Origin of the sequence: Streptomyces cellostaticus (assembly GCF_023630175.1) — a bacterium.
Taxonomy (GTDB): domain Bacteria; phylum Actinomycetota; class Actinomycetes; order Streptomycetales; family Streptomycetaceae; genus Streptomyces; species Streptomyces cellostaticus_A.
On record NZ_JALLIN010000036.1, the window covers coordinates 37779 to 56512 of the forward strand.

Consider the following 18734-nt stretch of genomic DNA (forward strand, 5'->3'; position numbering starts at 1 on the left):
GCGCACGCCACAGGCTCCACCTGCGCTCAAGTCCCTACGGCCAGCCTGGACGTGTCCCGCACCCCCGGCGAAGAGGGAGCCGATGCGTGTTCTGATCACCGTGCCGCCACTCGATGCCCATTTCAACGGCTCCGTCCCCCTGGCCTGGGCCCTGCGCACGGCAGGTCACGAGGTTCGCGTGGCCGCACAGCCACCCCTGACCGCCGGCATCACCTCCGCCGGCCTCACCGCCGTACCGGTCGGCGACGACCCGGGCTTGGCCGCCGTCATGGCCCGCAAGGGCCCGCAGATCTACGCCCACCACGAGGGCCGGGACCTGCGCCGGGCAGCCACTGCCCCGGACGGCCCGGAGTTCCTGCGGACCAGCAGCGCCCTGCTCACCGACGCCTTCTACTCCCGTATCGGCAGCGAGGAGACCGTCGACGACATGGTCGCCTTCTGCCGCGCATGGCGGCCCGACCTCGTCGTGTGGGAGACGTTCACCTTCGCCGGAGCGATCGCCGCACACGTCACCGGCACCCCGCACGCCCGGCTGCTGTGGGGCCCCGACCTGTTCGCGTTCATGCGCGACGCCCTCCTCGACCACCACCGGCGCGCCGGAGTGGACGCGGGCAGCACTCCCGGCGCCGATCCCCTGCGGGACTGGATCACCGGCCAACTGGCTCGCTTCGGCCAGGAGTTCACGGAGGAAGTCGTCCGCGGACTGTGGCGGATCGACCAGATGCCCGAAGAACTGCGCCTGGCTCCCGGCCAGCACACCGTCCCCCTGCGGTACGTGCCCTACAACGGACCGCTCCCCGCCGTCGTACCGCCCTGGCTGCGGCACGACCCCGACCGCCCGCGGGTCTGCCTGACGAAGGGGTTCAGCGTGCGTACCATCGACTCGCCCGACGGGCGCGCGGTGACCACGGACGACTTCTTCGACGCCGTCGCCGATCTCGACGTGGAGGTCGTCGCCCTCCTCGACAAGACCGACCAGACAGCGCTGACCACCGTGCCCACCAACATCCGCGTCGTCGACTTCACCCCGCTGCACGTCCTGCTGCCCACCTGCGCGGCGATCGTGCACCACGGCGGCGCCGGTACCTGGTCCACCGCGGCCGTCCACGGTGTACCCCAGTTGCTCCTGGCCTCCATGTGGGACAACGTCTTTCGGGCCGTGCGGACGGAAGAACTCGGCGCCGGCTTGTTCCTGCCGCCCGCCGAGCTGACCCCTGCGGCCCTGCGCGGCGCGCTGGAGCGTCTGCTGAAGGAGCCGTCCTTCGCGGACGGCGCCGACCACCTCCGTCGGGCGATGACGTCCCAGCCTGGCCCCCACACCGTCGTCCCGGAGCTGGAACGGCTCGCCGTACAGCCGGCGGCCTGAACCAAGTCCCCCTGCGCGACACCGCCTACCCGTCCGAGGAGAGACAACCACCATGCCGCTATTCGCCGTTCTGGCCACGCAGTCCCCCCGGGGCATCAGCGGAGACGAGTTCCGCACCCGGCTGCCCGAGGGTTTCGCCTACACCAAGGCCCTGGTGGACAAGGGCGTCATCAAGCACAACTGGGTCCGCGTGGGTGCGGCAGGCGGCTTGCTCATCTACGATGTCCAGTCGCACGAGGAACTCCTCGGCCACCTCTACGACAACCCGATGAGCCCCCACCTCACCTTCGAGGTGATCCCGCTCGCTCAGGCGGGCGCCTTCGACTCCACGCGCTACACGGAGAACTGAGCAGCTCACATCCCACGGCCGTCCGAGCCGAGCGGCCCGTCCGAACAAGGGGGCGGGGCGGGAGACCCACGCCCCGCCCCCGTGCGGCTCCCTGCTCGCCCGCCCTACTCGCTCGCAGGCGGCTCCACCGACAAGGCATGCCGGAAGACCCCCTTGGGATCCCAGCTCGCCTTCACCCGCCGCAGTCGCGGGTAGTTGTCCTTGTAGTAGAGGCTGGACCAGGGCACGCCGGAGGTGTTCCACTGCGGGTCGGCGAGGTCGGTGTCGGGGTAGTTGACGTACGCGCCGTCGCTCACCTCGTCCGGTACGGGCACCCCACCGCTGTGCGCGTAGACCTCCCGGTACAGCCCCCGGATCCACGCCAGATGCCCGCCGTCCTCCTCCGGCTCCCGCCACAGCGTCACGTACAGCGCCTTGAGCACGGCGTCGCGCTGGGCCGTGGCGGTGGCGTTGGGAGCCACGGCGCTGACCGCGCCGCCGTACGACATGAACAGCACGCCGGCGCCGGGATTGGTATACCGCTCGTCCGTCAGACCTCGGTACAGCGCGTCGAGCTGTCCGTCCGTGTACCCCTTGCGGAGGTAGGCGGCCTTGCCCTTGGAACGCATGCCGGTGACGGTGTCGGGCAGGGTGGGCTGCAGCATCGACTCCAGCCAGGGCCTGGCTCGCACGGTGTGCGCCGGGCACAGCCCCACCCCCTCGTCGAGAGCGTCCACGTACGCCGCCAGCAGGCGCTCGGAGTCCGGGACCGTGGCGTCCATCTGGGTGCTCATCACCAGCACCCCCGAGGACGGGTGCATCACGCCGAGCACGCTGAACAGGGACGCGTAGGGAGAGTCGGCGGCGCTGTTGCGCTCGTGCCACTCTGCGTGGTTGCGCATCAGCCGGCGGAACCGCTCGGCGGTCATGCCCTCCCACGACCAGGTCACCAGGCTGTCCAGCACCGCCGACGGGGGGTGCGGCAGCAGGCCCGCGGGGTCGCTTCCGGTCGCGCCGGCGGTCCGCAGCCAGTACCGCGTCACCACGCCGAACGTACCGCCGCCCCCACCGGTGTGTGCCCACCACAGGTCGCCGAGTTCGCCTTCGTCGTCCCAGGACGCCACCACCAGCCGGGCCCGGCCCGCCGCGTCGACCACGACGACCTCGACCGCGTACAGATGGTCCACGACGCAGCCGTGCAGCCGGGTCAGCGGACCGTACCCGCCGCCGGCGAAGTGACCGCCCGCCGCGACCGTCGGGCACGAGCCACCGGGAACCGTCACGCCCCACCCCTTGTACAGCGTGCGGTAGACGTCCCCCAGATGAGCCCCGGGCTCCACCGCGAAGGCGCGCATGCCGGGGTCGTAGTACACCTGCCGCATCTCGGACATGTCGAGGAGGAAGGCGGTGTCGGGCCCATCCACCAGGTCCTCCAGACAGTGCCCGCCGCTGCGGACCGCGAGCTGCAGCCCCGCGTTGACGGCGTCCTGCACCGCCTCGACGGTCTGCTCGGCCGACCCGACGATCCGTATCTGACCCGGGCTGCCGGTGAACCGGTGGTTGACGCCCCTGATCAGGTCCCGATACCGCGGATCAGCCGGCGTGACCCGGACCGGCCCCAGCGGCGGCCGATGACGCTCGCCGTCGGTCATCTCGTACCTCTTCTCGCTCCTACGGCCCTCCGGGCCGGGCGGACTGCTGCGCCGCCACCCCACACGCCCGCCCTCGAACCCGACTCGAGACGTCCCCCGCGGTCCTGGGGCCGTCCGGCGGATCATGCCGCGGACGCGGGGCTCGGCACGCCCCTCTGCGGTGTTGTCGTCGGTTGCCGACTCCCTCAGGCTCGGCTGCTCCCGCACGCTCGGCTTCGCTCGAGCGGCAAGGGCCCCAGGCGCGGGGGACCCCCATCGCCCCCGCTCACCTGCGCTGAGGATGCGCCGTAGCTTTCCTCCGACCTGATCCGCCGGACAGGCCCTAGCCGGGTTCGAGCGCCCCCTCATACAGTCCCGGGCCGTGACCGTCTACAGCCACGACGCCGACTCGCCTAACCCCTCCGCCCACTCACCCACCGCCACTGCCCCCCTGGCGCAGGCACCCACGATCCCTGCCGCGTCCCCGTCCGACCGGGCCGTCGTCGTGACCGGTGGGGGGACCGGCATCGGTCGAGCCGTCGCCCACCGGTTCGCCGAGGAAGGTGCCCGGGTCCTCGTCGTGGGCCGGACCCCGGGCACGCTGGAGGAGACCGCGGGCCATCACCCCGGCATCCGCGCACTCCCCGCCGACATCACCGCGCCCGACGGCCCGGACACCGTCGTCTCGGCCGCGCTGGAGCACTTCGGCCGGATCGACGTCCTGGTGAACAACGCCGCCCTCGGCATCGCGGGCACCCTGGACACCCTGGACCCCGCCGACCTGGACGCCCAGCTCGCGACGAACCTCCGGGCCCCGATGCTGCTGACCCGCCGCGCGCTCCCCGCCCTGGAGAAGAGCTCCGGCACGGTCGTCAACCTCAGCACGGCCGGCTCGCTCGGCCGCCGGGCCTGGCCCGCCATGTCGGTCTACGGCGCCACCAAGACCGCGCTGGACTTCCTGACCCGGACCTGGGCGGTGGAACTCGCCCCTCGCGGGATCCGGGTGGTGGGACTGGCACCCGGTGTCATCGACACCGGCATGGCGACCCGCAACGGCGCGAGCGAGGAGCAGTACGCGGCCTTCCTCGACGGCATCCGCTCCCGCGTCCCGGCCGGACGCGTCGGCCGCCCCGAGGAGATCGCCTGGTGGGTGGCCCGGCTCGCCGACCCGCTCGCCGGCTACGCCCACGGCACCGTCCTCGCCGTCGACGGCGCCCTGTCCCTGCAGTGATCCTCCGGAAGGGAGACCACCTCCGATGCGCGCACTGGGTATCGAAGGAGCCTGGACCCATGAGCCGCGGACCTTCGGCGACGCCCGGGGAACCTTCCTCGAGTGGTTCCGCCCGGACGAACTGCGGACCGCCACCGGGCGGTCAATGCCGGTCGCCCAGGCCAACCAGTCGGTGTCCCGCCGCGGCGTCGTACGCGGCGTGCACTACAGCGCCGTACCGCCGGGTCAGGCCAAGTACGTCACCTGCTTGCGTGGTTCCGTCCTCGACGTGATCGTCGACCTGCGCACCGGTTCCCCCACCTTCGGCCGCTGGGAGGCCGTGCACCTGGACGACGCGGCCACCACGCGGTGTTCCTCACGGAGGGCCTCGGTCACGGCTTCGCCGCACTCTCCGAGGAGGCGACCGTGGTCTACCTGTGTTCCACGCGCTACGACCCCGAGCGCGAGCACGGCATCGACCCGTTCGACACCGAACTCGGCATCGAATGGCCCGCCTTCGCCGAAACGGTCCTGTCCAACCGGGACCGCCAGGCACCCTCCCTCGCAGAGGCCCGGTCCCGCGGGCTGCTCCCCCGGTACGGGCCACCTCCCGCACCCCAGCCCCCGTCCGCACCTCCCAGAACTCCCGCACCCGCCACCTTCCTCGCCCCTGTTTCCCAGTCCCTCTCCCGACCTCCTTCGCCCGCACGGGAGTCGACCTCATGAAAGCCCTCGTCCTGGCCGGCGGCACCGGCTCGCGCCTGCGCCCCATCACCCACACCTCCGCCAAGCAACTGGTCCCCGTGGCGAACAAACCCGTCCTCTTCTACGGCCTCGAGGCCATCGCCTCGGCCGGCATCGAGGAGGTCGCCCTCGTCGTCGGGGACACCGCCCCGGAGATCCGCGCCGCGGTCGGCGACGGCAGCCGCTTCGGGCTGCGCGCCACGTACGTCCCCCAGGAACGCCCCCTCGGCCTCGCCCACGCGGTGCTGGTGGCACGGGACTTCCTGGGCGACGACGACTTCGTGATGTACCTCGGCGACAACTTCGTGGTGGGCGGCATCGACGAGTTCGTCGCCAGCCACCGCGACGCCCGGACCGAGAAACGGACTGGGACAGGAACCGGCGCCCGGACCGACGCCCAGATCATGCTCACACGCGTGAAGAACCCCTCCGCGTTCGGGGTGGCCGAACTGGGTCCCGACGGCCGGGTCCGGCGCCTGGACGAGAAGCCGGCCCACCCCCGGAGCGACCTGGCCCTGGTCGGCGTCTACCTCTTCGGCCCCGCCGTGCACGAGGCCGTCGCCGCCATCCGCCCCTCGTACCGCGGCGAACTGGAGATCACTGACGCAATCCAGTGGCTCATCGACCACGGCCACGACGTGCGGTCCCAGGAGATCACCGGCTACTGGAAGGACACCGGCAACGTCGAGGACCTGCTGGAGGTCAACCGCACCATCCTGGAGTCCGTGACCGCCGCCGTCAAGGGCGAGGTCGACGAGGCCAGCGAGGTCGTGGGCGCCGTACGGATCGCGCCCGGCGCCCGGGTGCGCTGCTCACGCGTCGTCGGACCCGCCGTGATCGGCGCGGGCACCGAGATCAGCGACTCCTACGTCGGCCCGTTCACGTCCGTGGCCGAGGACTGCCTCGTCGACCACAGCGAACTGGAGTACTCCGTCGTCCTGGCGGGCGCCCGGATCGAGGGCACCCGCCGCGTCCAGGCCTCCCTCATCGGACGCGCCGCCCGGGTGGCCCCTGCGGCCGGGGTGTCGCGCACCCACCGACTGGTCCTCGGCGACCACAGCGTCGTGGAGCTGACCCCGTGACGGCCGCCCGCGCACCGCGGCGCCTCCTGGTCACCGGCGGGGCCGGCTTCATCGGCTCCCACTACGTCCGCACCCTGCTGGGCCCCGGCGGACCCGGCGCCCTGCGCGTCACCGTCCTGGACAAGCTCACCTACGCCGGTGTCCCCGCGAACCTCGATCCGGTACGCGACGACTACCGGCTTGCCTTCGTGCACGGCGACATCTGCGACCGCCCGCTCGTCGACCGGCTCGCCGCCGAGCACGACGAGATCGTGCACTTCGCCGCCGAGTCCCACGTCGACCGGCCGCTGCACGACCCGGATGCGTTCGTCCGCACGAACGTGCTCAGCACCCAGACCCTCCTCGACGCGGCGCTGCGGCACGGCATCCGTGTCTTCGTCCAGGTCTCCACCGACGAGGTGTACGGCTCCATCGACGAGGGCGCCTGGCGGGAGGACGCCACACTCGCCCCCAACTCCCCCTACGCGGCGGCCAAGGCCTCCGGCGACCTATTCGCCCTGGCCGCCCACCGCACCCACGGCCTGGACGTCCGGATCACCCGCTGCTCCAACAACTTCGGCCATCGCCACTTCCCGGAGAAGCTGATCCCGCTGTTTATCACCCGGCTGCTGGACGGCGCCGAGGTCCCGCTGTACGGCGACGGCCTGCACGTGCGCGACCGGCTGCACATCGACGACCACGTACGCGGCATCGACCTGGTGCGCACTCGCGGGCGGGCCAGCGAGGTCTACCACATCGGCGGCGGCACCGAACTGACCAACCGGGAGCTGGTGGCGCCGCTGCTCGCCGAGACGGGCGCCGACCCGTCGCTGGTCCGGCACGTCCCGGACCGCAAGGGCCACGACCGCCGCTACGCGCTCGACTGGAGCAAGGCGCACGACGAACTTGGCTACCGCCCACGCCGCACCTTCGCCACCGCCCTGTCCGAGACGGTCCGCTGGTACACCACCCACCGCACCTGGTGGGAGCCCCTGCTCCCCCCCCACACCACCCTGCCCCACACTCCCCGCGGAAGCGGCCCGATGACCGTGATCCACGGCTTGGACGGCCCGCTGACCGGCGGCCGGCCGGTGACCGCGAACGGGATGCCTCACCGGGAGGACCCGGCCCCGGAGCAGGCCGGCCGAGGCGCGGACCCGTTCGCCCTTCCCTCGCGAGAACCGGAGCTCACAGGAGCCCGTACATGACGGGCCGCTGGCTGGTGACCGGGGCCGGTGGAATGCTGGGTTGGGACCTGGTACGGGTGCTGGCCGGGCGGGGTGGAACTCGTCGCCCTGACCCGGGCGGACCTGGACGTCACCGACCGGTCCGGCGTGCGCGCCGTGCTGGCCGCGCACCGGCCCGGCACGGTGGTCAACTGCGCGGCGTGGACCGACGTGGACGCGGCCGGGCGGTACCCGGCCGCGGCGCACGCCGTCAACGCCGACGGCGCACGCCACCTCGCCGAGGCGTGCGCCGCCTCGGGCACCCGGTTGATCCAGCTGTCCACGGACTACGTCTTCGCCGGTCACGGCACGACCCTCTACCCGGAGACGGCACCGCCCGACCCGCGCACCGCCTACGGCCGGAGCAAACTGGCCGGGGAGCGCGCCGTGCTCGAGGTCCTGCCGGAGCGCGGCTACGTCGTGCGCACGGCCTGGCTCTACGGCGTCCACGGCCGCAGTTTCGTCCGTACGATGATCGAGCTGGAGCGCAGCCGTCCGAAGCTGGACGTCGTGGACGACCAGCGCGGCCAGCCCATCTGGACGGCCGACCTCGCCGAGCTGCTGGCGCGGCTGGGCGAGGCGGCCGCCCGGGGCACCGCCGCGCCCGGCGTCTACCACGGCACCGCAGCCGACAGCACCACCTGGTACGCCCTGGCCCGGGAGACGTTCCGGCTGCTGGGCGCCGACCCGGACCGCGTCCGGCCGACCACCTCCGCGACCCTGGCCCGCCCCGCCCCGCGCCCCGCCCGGCGTACAGCGTCCTCGGCCACGACCGATGTATGGCCGCCGGCCTGACCCCGCTCGGCCCCTGGCGTACGGCGCTGGCCCGAGCGCTGCCCGCGTTGGCCGCCCGCGCCGTGGCCGCCACGGCGCACCCGAGTGGACCTTGACCTCCCTTCAAGCCGCGGCACCTACGTTCTGGACGACGCACCAGTGCCGGACGGATGCCCACCCGCTCCGCCCCACCCACGCCGCTCCACCCGACTTCCGAGGAAGGTAACCCCCTGATGACTCCGGACAGCATTGTCGAGCGACTCGTCCTGTGCGGAACAGCGCCCGACTACGAGATCGCCCTCCTCGCGAAGGAGGCGGGGCTCCAGCGCCTGACCGGCGCCCTCGTGGACGAGGTGCTGTTCCGCTGCGAGCAGCCCGTGAACACCACCCCCGTCGACATCGCGCTGGAGGTGACCCACGAGCAGGAACTGCGCCGCACGGTGCTGCGCATGGCCGCCGGCGAACCGATCCGGGTCCTGGACGCCGGCGACCCCACAGCCGTGGTCCGCCGTCGCTTCCGGTTCTCCCTCACCGACCTGGTCCGCCGCCTCTACGGCCCCCTCCAGCAGCCCCACAGCCGCGACTTCACCGACGTCTTCCTGCCCGAGCGGCCGGCCGACCTGACGGAGCTGCCGCAGATCCTGCAGGCCACGCACCAGGCGGGCGGCACCCTGCTGTCCGGCTGCACGAGCGACGCCCCCGGCCTGGGCGCCCTGTCCGTGGCGTACGGCTCCGACAAGTGGGCCAGCTTCCACTGGTACACCCAGCACTACGAGCACCACTTCGCCCGCTACCGGGACCGGCCGGTGCGGATCCTGGAGATCGGCATCGGCGGCTACGCGGGCGACCTGGGCGGGCCGTCGCTGAAAATGTGGAAGCGATACTTCCACCGCGGACTCGTCTTCGGCCTCGACCTGTTCGACAAGTCTGCGCTGAACCAGCCCCGGCTCACCGCCCTGACCGGCGACCAGGGCGACGCCGCCGGGCTGCGCGAACTCGCCGAGCGGTACGGTCCGTTCGACATCGTCATCGACGACGGAAGCCACGAGAACGAGCACGTGCGGATCTCCTTCGACGCGCTCTTCCCGTACGTACGCCCCGGCGGTCTGTACGTCATCGAGGACCTCCAGACGGCGTACTGGCCGCGGTTCGGCGGCACCGCCGGCGCCGAGACCGCGCCCGACACCTCGGTCGGCCTGATCAAGCGGCTCCTGGACGATCTGCACCACGCGGAGTACGAACCCAAGCCCGATACACCCCGTACGGCCACCCAGGAACAGGTGATCGGCGTGCACACGTACCACAACATCGCCTTCATCGAGAAGGGCGTCAACGGCGAGAGCAGCATCCCGGCCTGGATGGACGACGAGGCGTGGAAGGCGCTCGGCGCCATCACCCCGGAGGAGGGCCGGGAGCTGGGGGCGTCGCGATGACGACCCTCACCGGCCCCACGGCCGACGTCGACGCCGTACTCGCCGTCCTGCGGGAGTACCTCGCCCCGACCCCGCCCCAGCTGAGCCTGCCGCCCGGCGTCTTCGCCTCCGTCGAGCTGTACGCGCTGGAGCGCGAGAGAATCTTCCGCCGCGGCTGGATCCTGGTCGCCCACACCGACCAGCTGGCCACCCCGGGCGACTACCTGGCCCTGGACATCGCCGGCGAACCGGTGCTGCTCACGCGGGGACACGACGGCCTGCCGCACGCGGTGTCCCCGGTGTGCCGGCACCGCCTGATGCCCCTGGTGGAGCCGGGCGAGGGCCACACCAAGGACCTGACCTGCCCGTACCACCTGTGGCGCTACGACCTCGACGGCCGGCTGATCGCCGCCACCCACATGCGCGGCAACACGGCCTTCGACCCTGCCGCCTGCCGCCTGCCCTCCTTCGCCGTCGAGGTGTGGCACGGCTTCGTGTTCGTCAACCTGGACGCCGACGCGGAGCCGCTCGCCCCGCATCTGTCCGTCGTCGAGGAGGAGATGACCAACTACCGCCTCGACGACATGACCCAGGTGTACGCCTGGACGGAGGACTGGCACTGCAACTGGAAGGTGGCGGTCGAGAACACCCACGAGAACTACCACGCCATCGGGTTCCACCCCGAGACGGTCCGGCCCCTGATGACGGGCGGCATCGACATGGACGTTCACGTCGACGGCCCCCTCGTCACCCGCCTCCTGACGCCGGCGGGCCAGCCGATGGACCCGGGCGTGCTGCCCCTGACGTCCGACGAACGCAAGGTCCTCTACAGCTTCCGGGCCTTTCCGTGCGCGAGTGTCGCCACCTTCGGCGAGACGATCGCCTGGCTGAGCTTCATCCCGGTCGCCGCGGACCGCACCCTCGTCCGCGGCGGCGCGCTGATGCCACGTGCCCTCGTGGACCAGGTCGGCCCCGACACCCTCCGCCCGCCGCTGGAGGAGTTCACCGTCCGCGTGAACGAGGAGGACCGGCAGGGACTGGAAGCCGTCCAGCGCGCGGTGTCCTCACGCTACGCGGAACGCGGCCACCTCAGCCCGAAGGAGCCCGGCATCCTGGCCTTCTATCGCTCCCTGGCGCGAGCCCTGACGGACGACACGGACTGAGCACCCAGGACCGGGTGCGGCGAACACAAGAACGGCCGCATCAGGACGACGCGGGGTACGCGGCCTCTCGCGCCCCGGTGCGGCCGTCGGCGGCTACTGCCGCTACGGCGGCTACGGCCGGTGTGCCAGCCGGTCCGTGGCGGTGAGCCGCCCGTCGCGCCCACGGCCAGGGCGAGGTTGAGTATCCGCCCGACCAGGCCCGCGTGGCTCAGCAGCCGCGGCGGTTCGACAGTCATCGCACGCCTGTCGTCAGGGACGGCCTCCTGCGCGGAGGGCCAGGGGAACAGCTGGTCTTCTGCCATCGGTCACCTCGTTGTCCGCGGGCGCCGGGAGGAATCCCCGGCCGGATCCCCGCCAGGCTCGCGCAGCGCCCTACACAACGACTGGACCGGCGGTGGACGCCGACCGGACCCGCTCACCACCGCACGGCCGTGAAGTCCACCGGCCGCGGCGCGAGCCGCCCCGTGCGCTCGGCCAGCCCGCGCAGCCGTACGGCCATGGCATCGGCGTCGAGCCGGTGGTACTCCCCGTGACCGGGCAGCAGCCACTCGAATTGCAGCCGGCCGACGGCGCGGCCCAGCGACTCGGCCAGCACCTCGATCGAGTACCAGGTGACACTCTCGGCCACCTCCAGGTCGCCCGTGGTGCGCGACCAGTAGAAGCTGTCGCCGCTGAAGCAGTACCGGTCGTCGGCGAGATACAGAATGCTGCCCCGCGTGTGCCCCGGGAACGGCAGCGCGATCACGCCCTCCACGACGGTCACCGCCTCGATTCCGCGGACCACCCGGTCCGCGTCCGGAGCGGCCTCCCGATCGCCCTCGTGGATCCACAGCCGGGCCCCGAGCCGGTCCGCCCACTGCCGTCCGTGAGCCGCGTGGTCACGATGCGTCAGCAGCACGTCCGTGACCGGCCCGAGTGTCTCGTAGCGCGCGGCGAGGTCCTCGCCCCAGCGCGGTGTGTCCACCATGACGGAGCTGCCGTCCTCACGGCGCAGCAGATACGAGGCCGCGCCGGCGGTCCGCCGCGCATGGTGCCCGCACAGGTACACCCGCTCGTCCAGGGCCAGCGGAAACGGGTCGTGCTCCGCCTCGAGCCGCCCCGACGGCGGCCGTACGGACCGGGTGGGACAGGCGTGCGCGGCCCGCTGCAGCAGCCCGACCTCCTCGTCCGTCCGCGGCTGCCGCACCACGACCGACCGCCCGCTGGCCTCCTTGATCAGCCCGGGCGCGAGCTGTCGGGCGGCATCGCAGTTGATGCACCGCGAGTCCACCCTCCACCCGCCTCCTCCACCCTCCACCGCACCCATCTCCCGAGGCCTCCCGCATCCGCTCCGCTCGCGACCGCCACACCATCGCGCGCCCCCGCCCGGGGCCCCGCCATTCACTCGACCGACGACGTGTCACCCGACCGCACGTACGCCGTCACGGACGCGCGTTCGCCCCGGGGGAGCGGCAGGGCGAGGCGGGTCCAGGCGCGGACGGGCCGCCTGCGAACTGTTCGACAGTTCCGTGGAAGCAGCTCTGGTGCGGGCGCTCACAGGAGTAGTCCGAGTGGCCCGAAGTCATCGATGAGGTGTTCCAGGGCTACGAAAGCATTCACGCCTACCAGCTCGCGTTGTTCCAGGCACTGGGCGAGCTGGGGTGGGGGCGACGCCGCCCTGCACGCCCAGTTCGCCGCCCAGACCGCGGCAGGAAGCCTCAGCACCGAAGCCGCCGCCAAAGACCAGGCCGAACGGATGCGCCGACGCGCCGACGACGACCAACACACCGCCGACCAGGCACGCCACCGTCACAGCGAGGAGGTACGCCAGCATGAGCGCCCCTAGGCGGTGTCTTCAATTGTCACGCCCACATCAGGAGCGAGGCGAGTGTGACGGCTGCTTGGTAGGACTCGGCGGTCTTGTCGTAACGGGTCGCGATGCCGCGCCACTGCTTCAAGCGGTTGAAGCACCGTTCCACCACGTTGCGCCGCTTGTAGAGCTGTCTGTCGAAGGCCGGCGGCCGCCCGCCGCGGCTGCCGCGGCGGAGCCGGTTGCGAATCTGGTCGGCCCGCTCGGGGATGGTGTGGGCGATGCCCCGGCGTCGCAGCCACGTCCGGATGGCCCGGGAGCTGTAGCCCTTGTCGCCCAGGACGTGGGCGGGCCGGACCCGCGGCCGTCCCGGTCCCGGGCGGGGCACCCGGATCGCCTCCATCACGGCGGTGAACTGCGTGCAGTCGTTGGTGTTCCCACTCGTGACAGTGAAGGCGAGCGGGCGGCCGTAGGCATCGCAGGCCAGGTGGATTTTGCTGGTCAGCCCGCCTCGAGAGCGTCCGAGACCGGGACTGCGGAGCCCCCTTTTCGGGCCCCCGCCGCGTGCTGGTGGGCCCGGACGACGGTGGAGTCCACCGACACCAGCCAGTCGATGTCACCAGCCGCGTCCGCCCGGGTCTGGGCGGCCCGCAGCATCCGCTCGAACGTGCCGTCCAGAGCCCACCGGCGGAAGCGGGTGTGCAGCGTGTGCCACGACCCGTACCGCTCGGGCACATCCCGCCACGCGGTCCCGGTCCGGAACTTCCACACGATCCCGTTGAGCACAGTGCGGTCATCAAGACGCTTCCGCCCGCGCAGTGACTCGGGCAGCAACGGCCGGACGAACTCCCACTCCATGTCGGTCAGTTCATGACGACGTATCACTCGACCATGATCCACCACCCAAGATCAATTGAAGACACCGCCTAGCGGGTGGGTCTCCGTGCTTGCACAGTGCGGATGAGGGATCCGAGCCATTGATGCGTTGCGGGTGGCTGGTGGGTGAGGACGTTGGCATAAGCGGGGTGGGGGAAGTGGTAGACGCTTTTGCTGCGATGCAGCAGTCCCCGATCGCAGGCGTCGTTGAGGACGCGCAGGGGCGTCAGGCCCGGGATCCGCATGCGCATGCGCAGGCCGTGGCTCACTGCGACGTACCGCAGGAGAGCGCTGCGGGCCACGATGACCGTGAGGGCCGCAAGGCTGACGATGTCCAATCCCGACAGGGTCAGGACCGTCGTGCACACGAGGCCCACCGCGATGCGGGCGTTCAGGTCGGCGCGGTGGAGAGCAGCGGGGGTGGGATAGTCGGTATCGGGGGCGGGTTCGGTCAGCAGCCTCTTGCTCAGGAGGTAGGCGAGGGGCGCGAGCAGTGCGGCGATCGCGGCGGATCCGGAGCCGGAGTCGGGGGGCTCGTAGGTGAAGTCGTTGGCGCCGGCGGCGCTCGCACTTCCCGTGATATTCCAGACCAGGCTGAGCGCTGCCAGGCAGCAGAGGGCCACCAGGGCGCGGCGCTGGCTGGGTGCAGTGTCTGGCCGGGGCCCTGGCGAGATGCCGGGCCCGCGCCGACGCAGGCGATAGGCGTGCACGTCGCTACGCGTCTGCCACGCGGTCACCAGCACGACCCCCACACACGCGACGAGGCTTTGGATCTGCCATGCCGCCGTCTGCGAGGAACTCCGGTAGACGACGAGCTCCATGAGAGCGGGAATGATCAAGGACAGTACCATCAGAGGTGCGGTGAGCACGGTAGCGAGTGCGGTAGCCGCGAAGACCCGGGGGCGAACGGTGGACAAACGTATCCCGGAGGTGGATGTGTCGAAGCTGATGTCATGGATGACGTCGTTCAACGCTCGCACATGCCGCTCCGAGGGCACCGAATCGGCTTCCGACCCAGAAGTCTCAGCCTCCTCCCCGGTCGGTCCGGGGCGCATGTAGGCGAGGGAGATGCCGTGCTCGACCAAGCGAGCACGCAGCGCGGCCTGATCAGGCAAGCGAGTGGCATCCAGGAGTTCGCCCGGATCGGCACGGGTCTCGCTGTAGAGGTGGCGCGCTGTGGCTGCCAGAGCCGGGGCAGTGAGCACAGCCAGCAAGTCCTCTTCGCGTTGGTCCAGCGGGGCACGCCAGACGGGTTCCCACGCGCGCGTGGCTTGTTCCGGGTTGCGTTGGCTGCGGGGGAGGAACGCTGCGAGGGCCGTGGAGTCCAAGGGGAGCAGATGCACGGCGGCACTGGCAGTGAGGACGGTGTCGGCCGCTTCCACGGCTGCCGCGTATGCCTCCAGGGTGCCGGTGAGTACCACCGGGGCTTCGGGGGAGAGGACCGCGTTGATCTCCGCAAGGGCTTTAGGGCGGTGCTCCGCGGGCACGGCTTGGAAGCCGTCCAAAATGGGCAGCAGCGCGTGGTTCTGACGCACTGGAGTGGCAAGGGCGTCCAGGACGTTGTCGACCTGCCGATCGAACCAGTGAGCGAATGGCTCGTGTTCGGCGATCTTCCACGACTCCAGTGGCAGCAGGATGGGCACAAGAGGTTCAGGTCGCTCACCCCGTACCAGTTCCAGCCCGAGTCGTCGGGCGAGGTTGCTGGTTCCGGCGCCGGGGGCACCGAGGAGTACGAGTCGCCGGGAGGCCAGTGCCCTGTAGATGTCCGCAATGTCGTCGCCGCGACCGGCCAAGTTCAGCACGGGACCGCCACGCGGCCCGTTGATAAGCTCCCAGCTGTCGCTGAGATTTCCCCCTGCGTCAGTAAACGGCGCGTCGATCAGCGGGCTCTGTCCGCGGCCGCTCATGGGGTCGCGAATCTGCAACTGAGGCCAGACGAGCGCCTGTGCCGTACGCAGCCAGATCGGCGCCCCCTCCGCGGCTTCAGGCGTCTGCGCCACGGGTCGGAGCAGGCCGGTCTGCCTGGTTCGTTGTGCCTCTTCCCACCGTGGCAGCCACTCCCTCTCGATGACGGCTGGCCCGACACCCACGGCTTGCAGCACGTCCCGCACCCGTGGCCAGTTACCGAGCGACTGGCCACGTGCATCCTTCGCGACCGTGCTGCGCGGGTACCCAGCCGCCTTGGCTGCGCTGGCCAGCGAATGCCCGCTTGCCCGGATCTGCGCACGCAGCGCCGCAGCGAACTCCTCCAAGGAGCCCGTCGCCTTCTCCTCTCCCGACACCGTGGCGCCTATTGCGGCCCGCCAGCCCCGCTCCGCCTGTTCCGCATCCCGCCAACGCTGCAACCAGACCGTGTCCGACTGCTGAGGATCGCACGCGGACACGTATGCCCACGTCACCTCCCAGCTCGGCAGCCGGAGCCCCTTCGCCGCCGCGGACAGGGTGCTCTTGCCGTAGTGAGTCCGCTCTGCCAAGTCGTCCAGCGTTAGCCGCGCAACACGGCGCAATTCGCGCAGCCTCCGGGCGAGTCCGATCACCTGTGCCACTCCCTGTTCGGGCAGTGGTGACTCAGGCCGCGGCACGCTACTCACTCCGCCCACGGGCAACCGAACGAGCACGCCCGCCGGCGGGAGCAGGCCCAAGCAGGCGGGTCGCGGTATCCGCCGCTGCGCCCGCGACGAGCACTACGCCGGCGGCAGCGGAGTGAAGGTCCTGGCCCGTCAGCACCAGAACCAACACAGCGATGACCAGCACGATCACGAGAACCAGCCGAGAGGTTCCAGGCGACACCACACACGCATGCATAAGACCACTCACGGTCTGCCTCCAAATGTTGCTGAGCCCGGACATTTCGTCGTCGACGACCCGCAGTTGGCGCTGCGTGGGGGCCCCGACGTCCGCATACCAGCATGCCCAAAGAAGGGGGTGCCGCGGGGCATCCACCTACGGGCAATAAGTGGAGATATGTCCGTCTACTCAACCTGGTGAACAACACGCTGACAGCCAACCGGTCCGCCGAACAACCGCCCTATAGCGTCAACACCGCAGCTCACGGCCGTGGGCGCGCCGCGCGTCCCCGACCGGCCAGCGTGTAGGCCCAGCATTGGCGAACAACCTAGTCGTCGAGCGACACTTGCTGTACTGGCATCAATCTCGCACAACCGCATGCCAGGACCCGGCACCGCGCTCCGCTGAGCCCGGACGCACCGTCGTAACCGGCCCGTCTTGTTGGCGCGAGACGGGCCCCTTAGCTGAGCGCAATGCCAACCAGATGCCAGCGCTCGCCCGGTGGGACACTGACGGCCAGGCCGTCCGTGCCGGGTGCCGCTACGAAGGTCACGAACTGATCGTGACCTTCGAGAGCCTCCTCATGCGCCTGGACCGCCTCGCCGCCGCGGCCGCCGTGCGCGATAGCGGCCGTGAAGACAGTGGGAAGAACAGACAAGAGCATCCGGATCTCCCCAAGTCTCCCTTCTCCTGGTGCCTCGGCTGCCATCATGTGCCGGTGGACCGGCGGACGGCGCGCTACCGCCGGTGGGGCAGGGGGGAGGCATGGTGGCCAACCAGCCGTCAGCAGCGTTGGACGTTGGCGCGTTACTGACGTCGGAGCTGTCGCTGACTGACCGGAGGGCCGCCAGGCGTGCGCGGGATGCTCTGCTCTCACCGGAGCAGCCTGCCCTTCCTTACCTGCGGGAACGCGTTGCCGCCGAGGACACCGAGGTTCTGCGCATCCTGTGTGACGGGGAGACGGACGTCCACCGGCTGTTGGCTCCCAGAGCCGCCGCCGCGACCAGCGTGCGGGCCCTTGCAGGACACGGGCCGTATCGCCCGGACGAACCGGCCGCCGCACAGGCCTTGCGGGCCTCCGCCGCTATGGCACTCGCGCTGGTGGGCGACGCGGAGCACGCCCCGGGTCAGTTACGGGCCGGGATGCTGTAGCTGCGGCACTGCCAGGCCCACCTTCCGCTCGACGGGCTGGAGACGGCGAGCCTTATGGAGCGGGCGGCACCTGGACATGCGGCACGGATCCACCGTTTGACGGGGGGACTTGGTGAGAGCGAGCGGGATCTTGCCCTGCCGGTCCTGTTGTGGTTGCTGACTCTGGACGGGGCGCTGCCCGAACCGCAGAAGGTGGCCGAGGCAAGCGTGCTGTTCGACGCCGGGCGGGGCGGAGTGCGCGGGACTCTCGCGGACCGGCGACCCCGTCTCGGCCGGCGGGCTGCTCGAGGAGGGCGCGCAGTTCGTCGGCGTCGTGGTGGGTGGGGTCGAGCCAGGCGTCGTAGTGGTCCTCGGTGAGGGCCAGGGGCATGCGGGGATGGACGTGGTCGGCTGCGTCGGTGGCCTCGGTGGTGATGATGGTGCAGCTCATCAGCCAGGCGGCCGGGTCGTCGTCCTGGGTGACAGCCGGGTCGCGCCAGTACTCGTACAGCCTGGCGAGCGCCATCACCTGCTCGTCTTCGGGGTGGATGAAGTACGGCTGCTTGCGCGCCTTGCCGGTGGCCGGGTCCGTGCCCGGCACCCACTCGTAGAAGCCGTCCGCGGGGAGCAGGCAGCGGCGCTTGAGGAACGCGCGGCGGAAGGCCGGTTTCTCGTGCACGGTCTCCACCCGGGCGTTGATCATCCGCGCGCCGATCTGCGCCTCCTTCGCATCGCGCAGCTTGGTGGCCTTCGGCATGACGAACCACTGCGGCGGATCCTGCGGATCGGCGTCGAGCACCGGAACGATCCCGGTGACCCCGTCCCGGGTCAGCTCCTCCATCCGCCGCACCTCCTGCTGGAAACGCTGGCGCATGTAGTCGCTGTTCGATTTCCGTGACTTCAGCACCCCTTCCGCGCCGTCATCGCGGCGAACGAAGCAGACGTGCTCGAACCCCTCCTCTACGGTGCTCACGCGACGCCAAGGGCCCCATGCATTCGTGGCAGTTGCAGACATGTCACGCAATGTAGATCGGACCCGGACCTGCCCGCTTGTCCTTCGCCGGTTTCCCCCTCCGACACGGTGAAGCAGCCCTTGGCGTCGCCCGTGAGCATGGCCGACCGGGCGGGCCGGACCCGACAGCCCCTGGCTCTGTAGGTGGGTTTCGAGAACGTCTGTTGCTCGGCAGCAGGAACACTCCTCTCTTCTGAGAACTGATGTTGCCGAGTTCCGAGAAC

Annotated in this window: 12 protein-coding genes and 4 pseudogenes; 10 read left to right on the top strand and 6 right to left on the bottom strand. The window is 71.0% G+C overall.

All coding sequences use genetic code 11. The annotated features are described in order from the left end of the window. The first annotated feature begins 82 nt into the window (after positions 1 to 82). Together MXD57_RS22340 and MXD57_RS22345 are read left to right on the top strand one after the other, a co-directional pair. Positions 83 to 1366, top strand: a complete 1284-nt coding sequence (locus MXD57_RS22340) for an activator-dependent family glycosyltransferase (RefSeq protein WP_250403537.1) — start codon at positions 83 to 85, stop codon at positions 1364 to 1366. A gap of 52 nt (positions 1367 to 1418) precedes the next feature. Then, on the top strand, positions 1419 to 1715 hold the full coding sequence (locus tag MXD57_RS22345; protein ID WP_250403538.1) for a muconolactone Delta-isomerase family protein: 297 nt from the start codon (positions 1419 to 1421) through the stop codon (positions 1713 to 1715). Positions 1716 to 1819: 104 nt separating this feature from the next. Here MXD57_RS22345 and MXD57_RS22350 read toward each other — a convergent pair whose 3' ends face one another. Continuing rightward, a complete protein-coding gene (locus tag MXD57_RS22350; RefSeq protein ID WP_250403539.1) occupies positions 1820 to 3346 on the bottom strand; it encodes an FAD-binding protein in 1527 nt (508 codons plus the stop codon). Between the two features lie 430 nt (positions 3347 to 3776). On the opposite strand from MXD57_RS22350, the gene MXD57_RS22355 reads away from it, so the two are divergent. The 7 genes and pseudogenes from MXD57_RS22355 (at position 3777) to MXD57_RS22385 (ending at position 10915) form a co-directional block, all read left to right on the top strand. Next, positions 3777 to 4556, top strand: coding sequence for an SDR family NAD(P)-dependent oxidoreductase (locus MXD57_RS22355; RefSeq protein ID WP_284505939.1), 780 nt, complete (start codon positions 3777 to 3779; stop codon positions 4554 to 4556). A 25-nt stretch (positions 4557 to 4581) separates the two neighbouring features. Next, positions 4582 to 5261 (top strand): annotated as a pseudogene (gene rfbC, locus MXD57_RS22360) (dTDP-4-dehydrorhamnose 3,5-epimerase). Next, complete coding sequence (locus MXD57_RS22365) at positions 5258 to 6361, top strand: glucose-1-phosphate thymidylyltransferase (RefSeq protein WP_250403540.1); 1104 nt, start codon at positions 5258 to 5260, stop codon at positions 6359 to 6361. Before rfbC ends, MXD57_RS22365 begins: the two are co-directional and overlap by 4 nt. Then, positions 6358 to 7335: pseudogene (gene rfbB, locus MXD57_RS22370) on the top strand (dTDP-glucose 4,6-dehydratase); the annotation flags it as partial. The gene MXD57_RS22365 and the pseudogene rfbB, both read left to right, overlap by 4 nt. A 209-nt stretch (positions 7336 to 7544) precedes the next feature. Continuing rightward, positions 7545 to 8456 (top strand): annotated as a pseudogene (gene rfbD / locus MXD57_RS22375) (dTDP-4-dehydrorhamnose reductase). A gap of 117 nt (positions 8457 to 8573) precedes the next feature. After that, on the top strand, positions 8574 to 9773 hold the full coding sequence (locus MXD57_RS22380; RefSeq protein WP_250403541.1) for a class I SAM-dependent methyltransferase: 1200 nt from the start codon (positions 8574 to 8576) through the stop codon (positions 9771 to 9773). Continuing rightward, complete coding sequence (locus MXD57_RS22385) at positions 9770 to 10915, top strand: aromatic ring-hydroxylating oxygenase subunit alpha (protein ID WP_250403542.1); 1146 nt, start codon at positions 9770 to 9772, stop codon at positions 10913 to 10915. The genes MXD57_RS22380 and MXD57_RS22385 overlap by 4 nt, the downstream gene beginning before the upstream one ends. Before the next feature lie 415 nt (positions 10916 to 11330). Here the strand turns inward: MXD57_RS22385 and MXD57_RS22390 are convergent, their stop codons facing one another. From MXD57_RS22390 to MXD57_RS22405, 4 genes and pseudogenes are all read right to left on the bottom strand, one after another. Next, the gene (locus MXD57_RS22390) at positions 11331 to 12221 is read right to left on the bottom strand and encodes a 4Fe-4S domain-containing protein (protein WP_250403543.1); all 891 of its coding nucleotides are present in this window, start codon (positions 12219 to 12221) and stop codon (positions 11331 to 11333) included. A gap of 535 nt (positions 12222 to 12756) precedes the next feature. Next, a pseudogene (locus tag MXD57_RS22395) lies at positions 12757 to 13586 on the bottom strand (IS5 family transposase). A 44-nt stretch (positions 13587 to 13630) separates the two neighbouring features. Continuing rightward, positions 13631 to 16117 (bottom strand): helix-turn-helix domain-containing protein, encoded by a 2487-nt coding sequence (locus tag MXD57_RS22400; RefSeq protein ID WP_250403544.1) that lies wholly within the window; start codon positions 16115 to 16117, stop codon positions 13631 to 13633. Positions 16118 to 16827: 710 nt separating this feature from the next. After that, positions 16828 to 17031 (bottom strand): hypothetical protein, encoded by a 204-nt coding sequence (locus MXD57_RS22405; RefSeq protein WP_250403545.1) that lies wholly within the window; start codon positions 17029 to 17031, stop codon positions 16828 to 16830. Positions 17032 to 17132: 101 nt separating this feature from the next. Between MXD57_RS22405 and MXD57_RS22410 the strand changes: the two genes are divergently transcribed. Next, a complete protein-coding gene (locus tag MXD57_RS22410) occupies positions 17133 to 17519 on the top strand; it encodes a hypothetical protein (RefSeq protein WP_250403546.1) in 387 nt (128 codons plus the stop codon). A 52-nt stretch (positions 17520 to 17571) separates the two neighbouring features. On the opposite strand, the gene MXD57_RS22415 is transcribed toward MXD57_RS22410, so the two are convergent. Then, complete coding sequence (locus MXD57_RS22415; protein ID WP_250403547.1) at positions 17572 to 18471, bottom strand: SOS response-associated peptidase; 900 nt, start codon at positions 18469 to 18471, stop codon at positions 17572 to 17574. Positions 18472 to 18734: the final 263 nt, after the last annotated feature.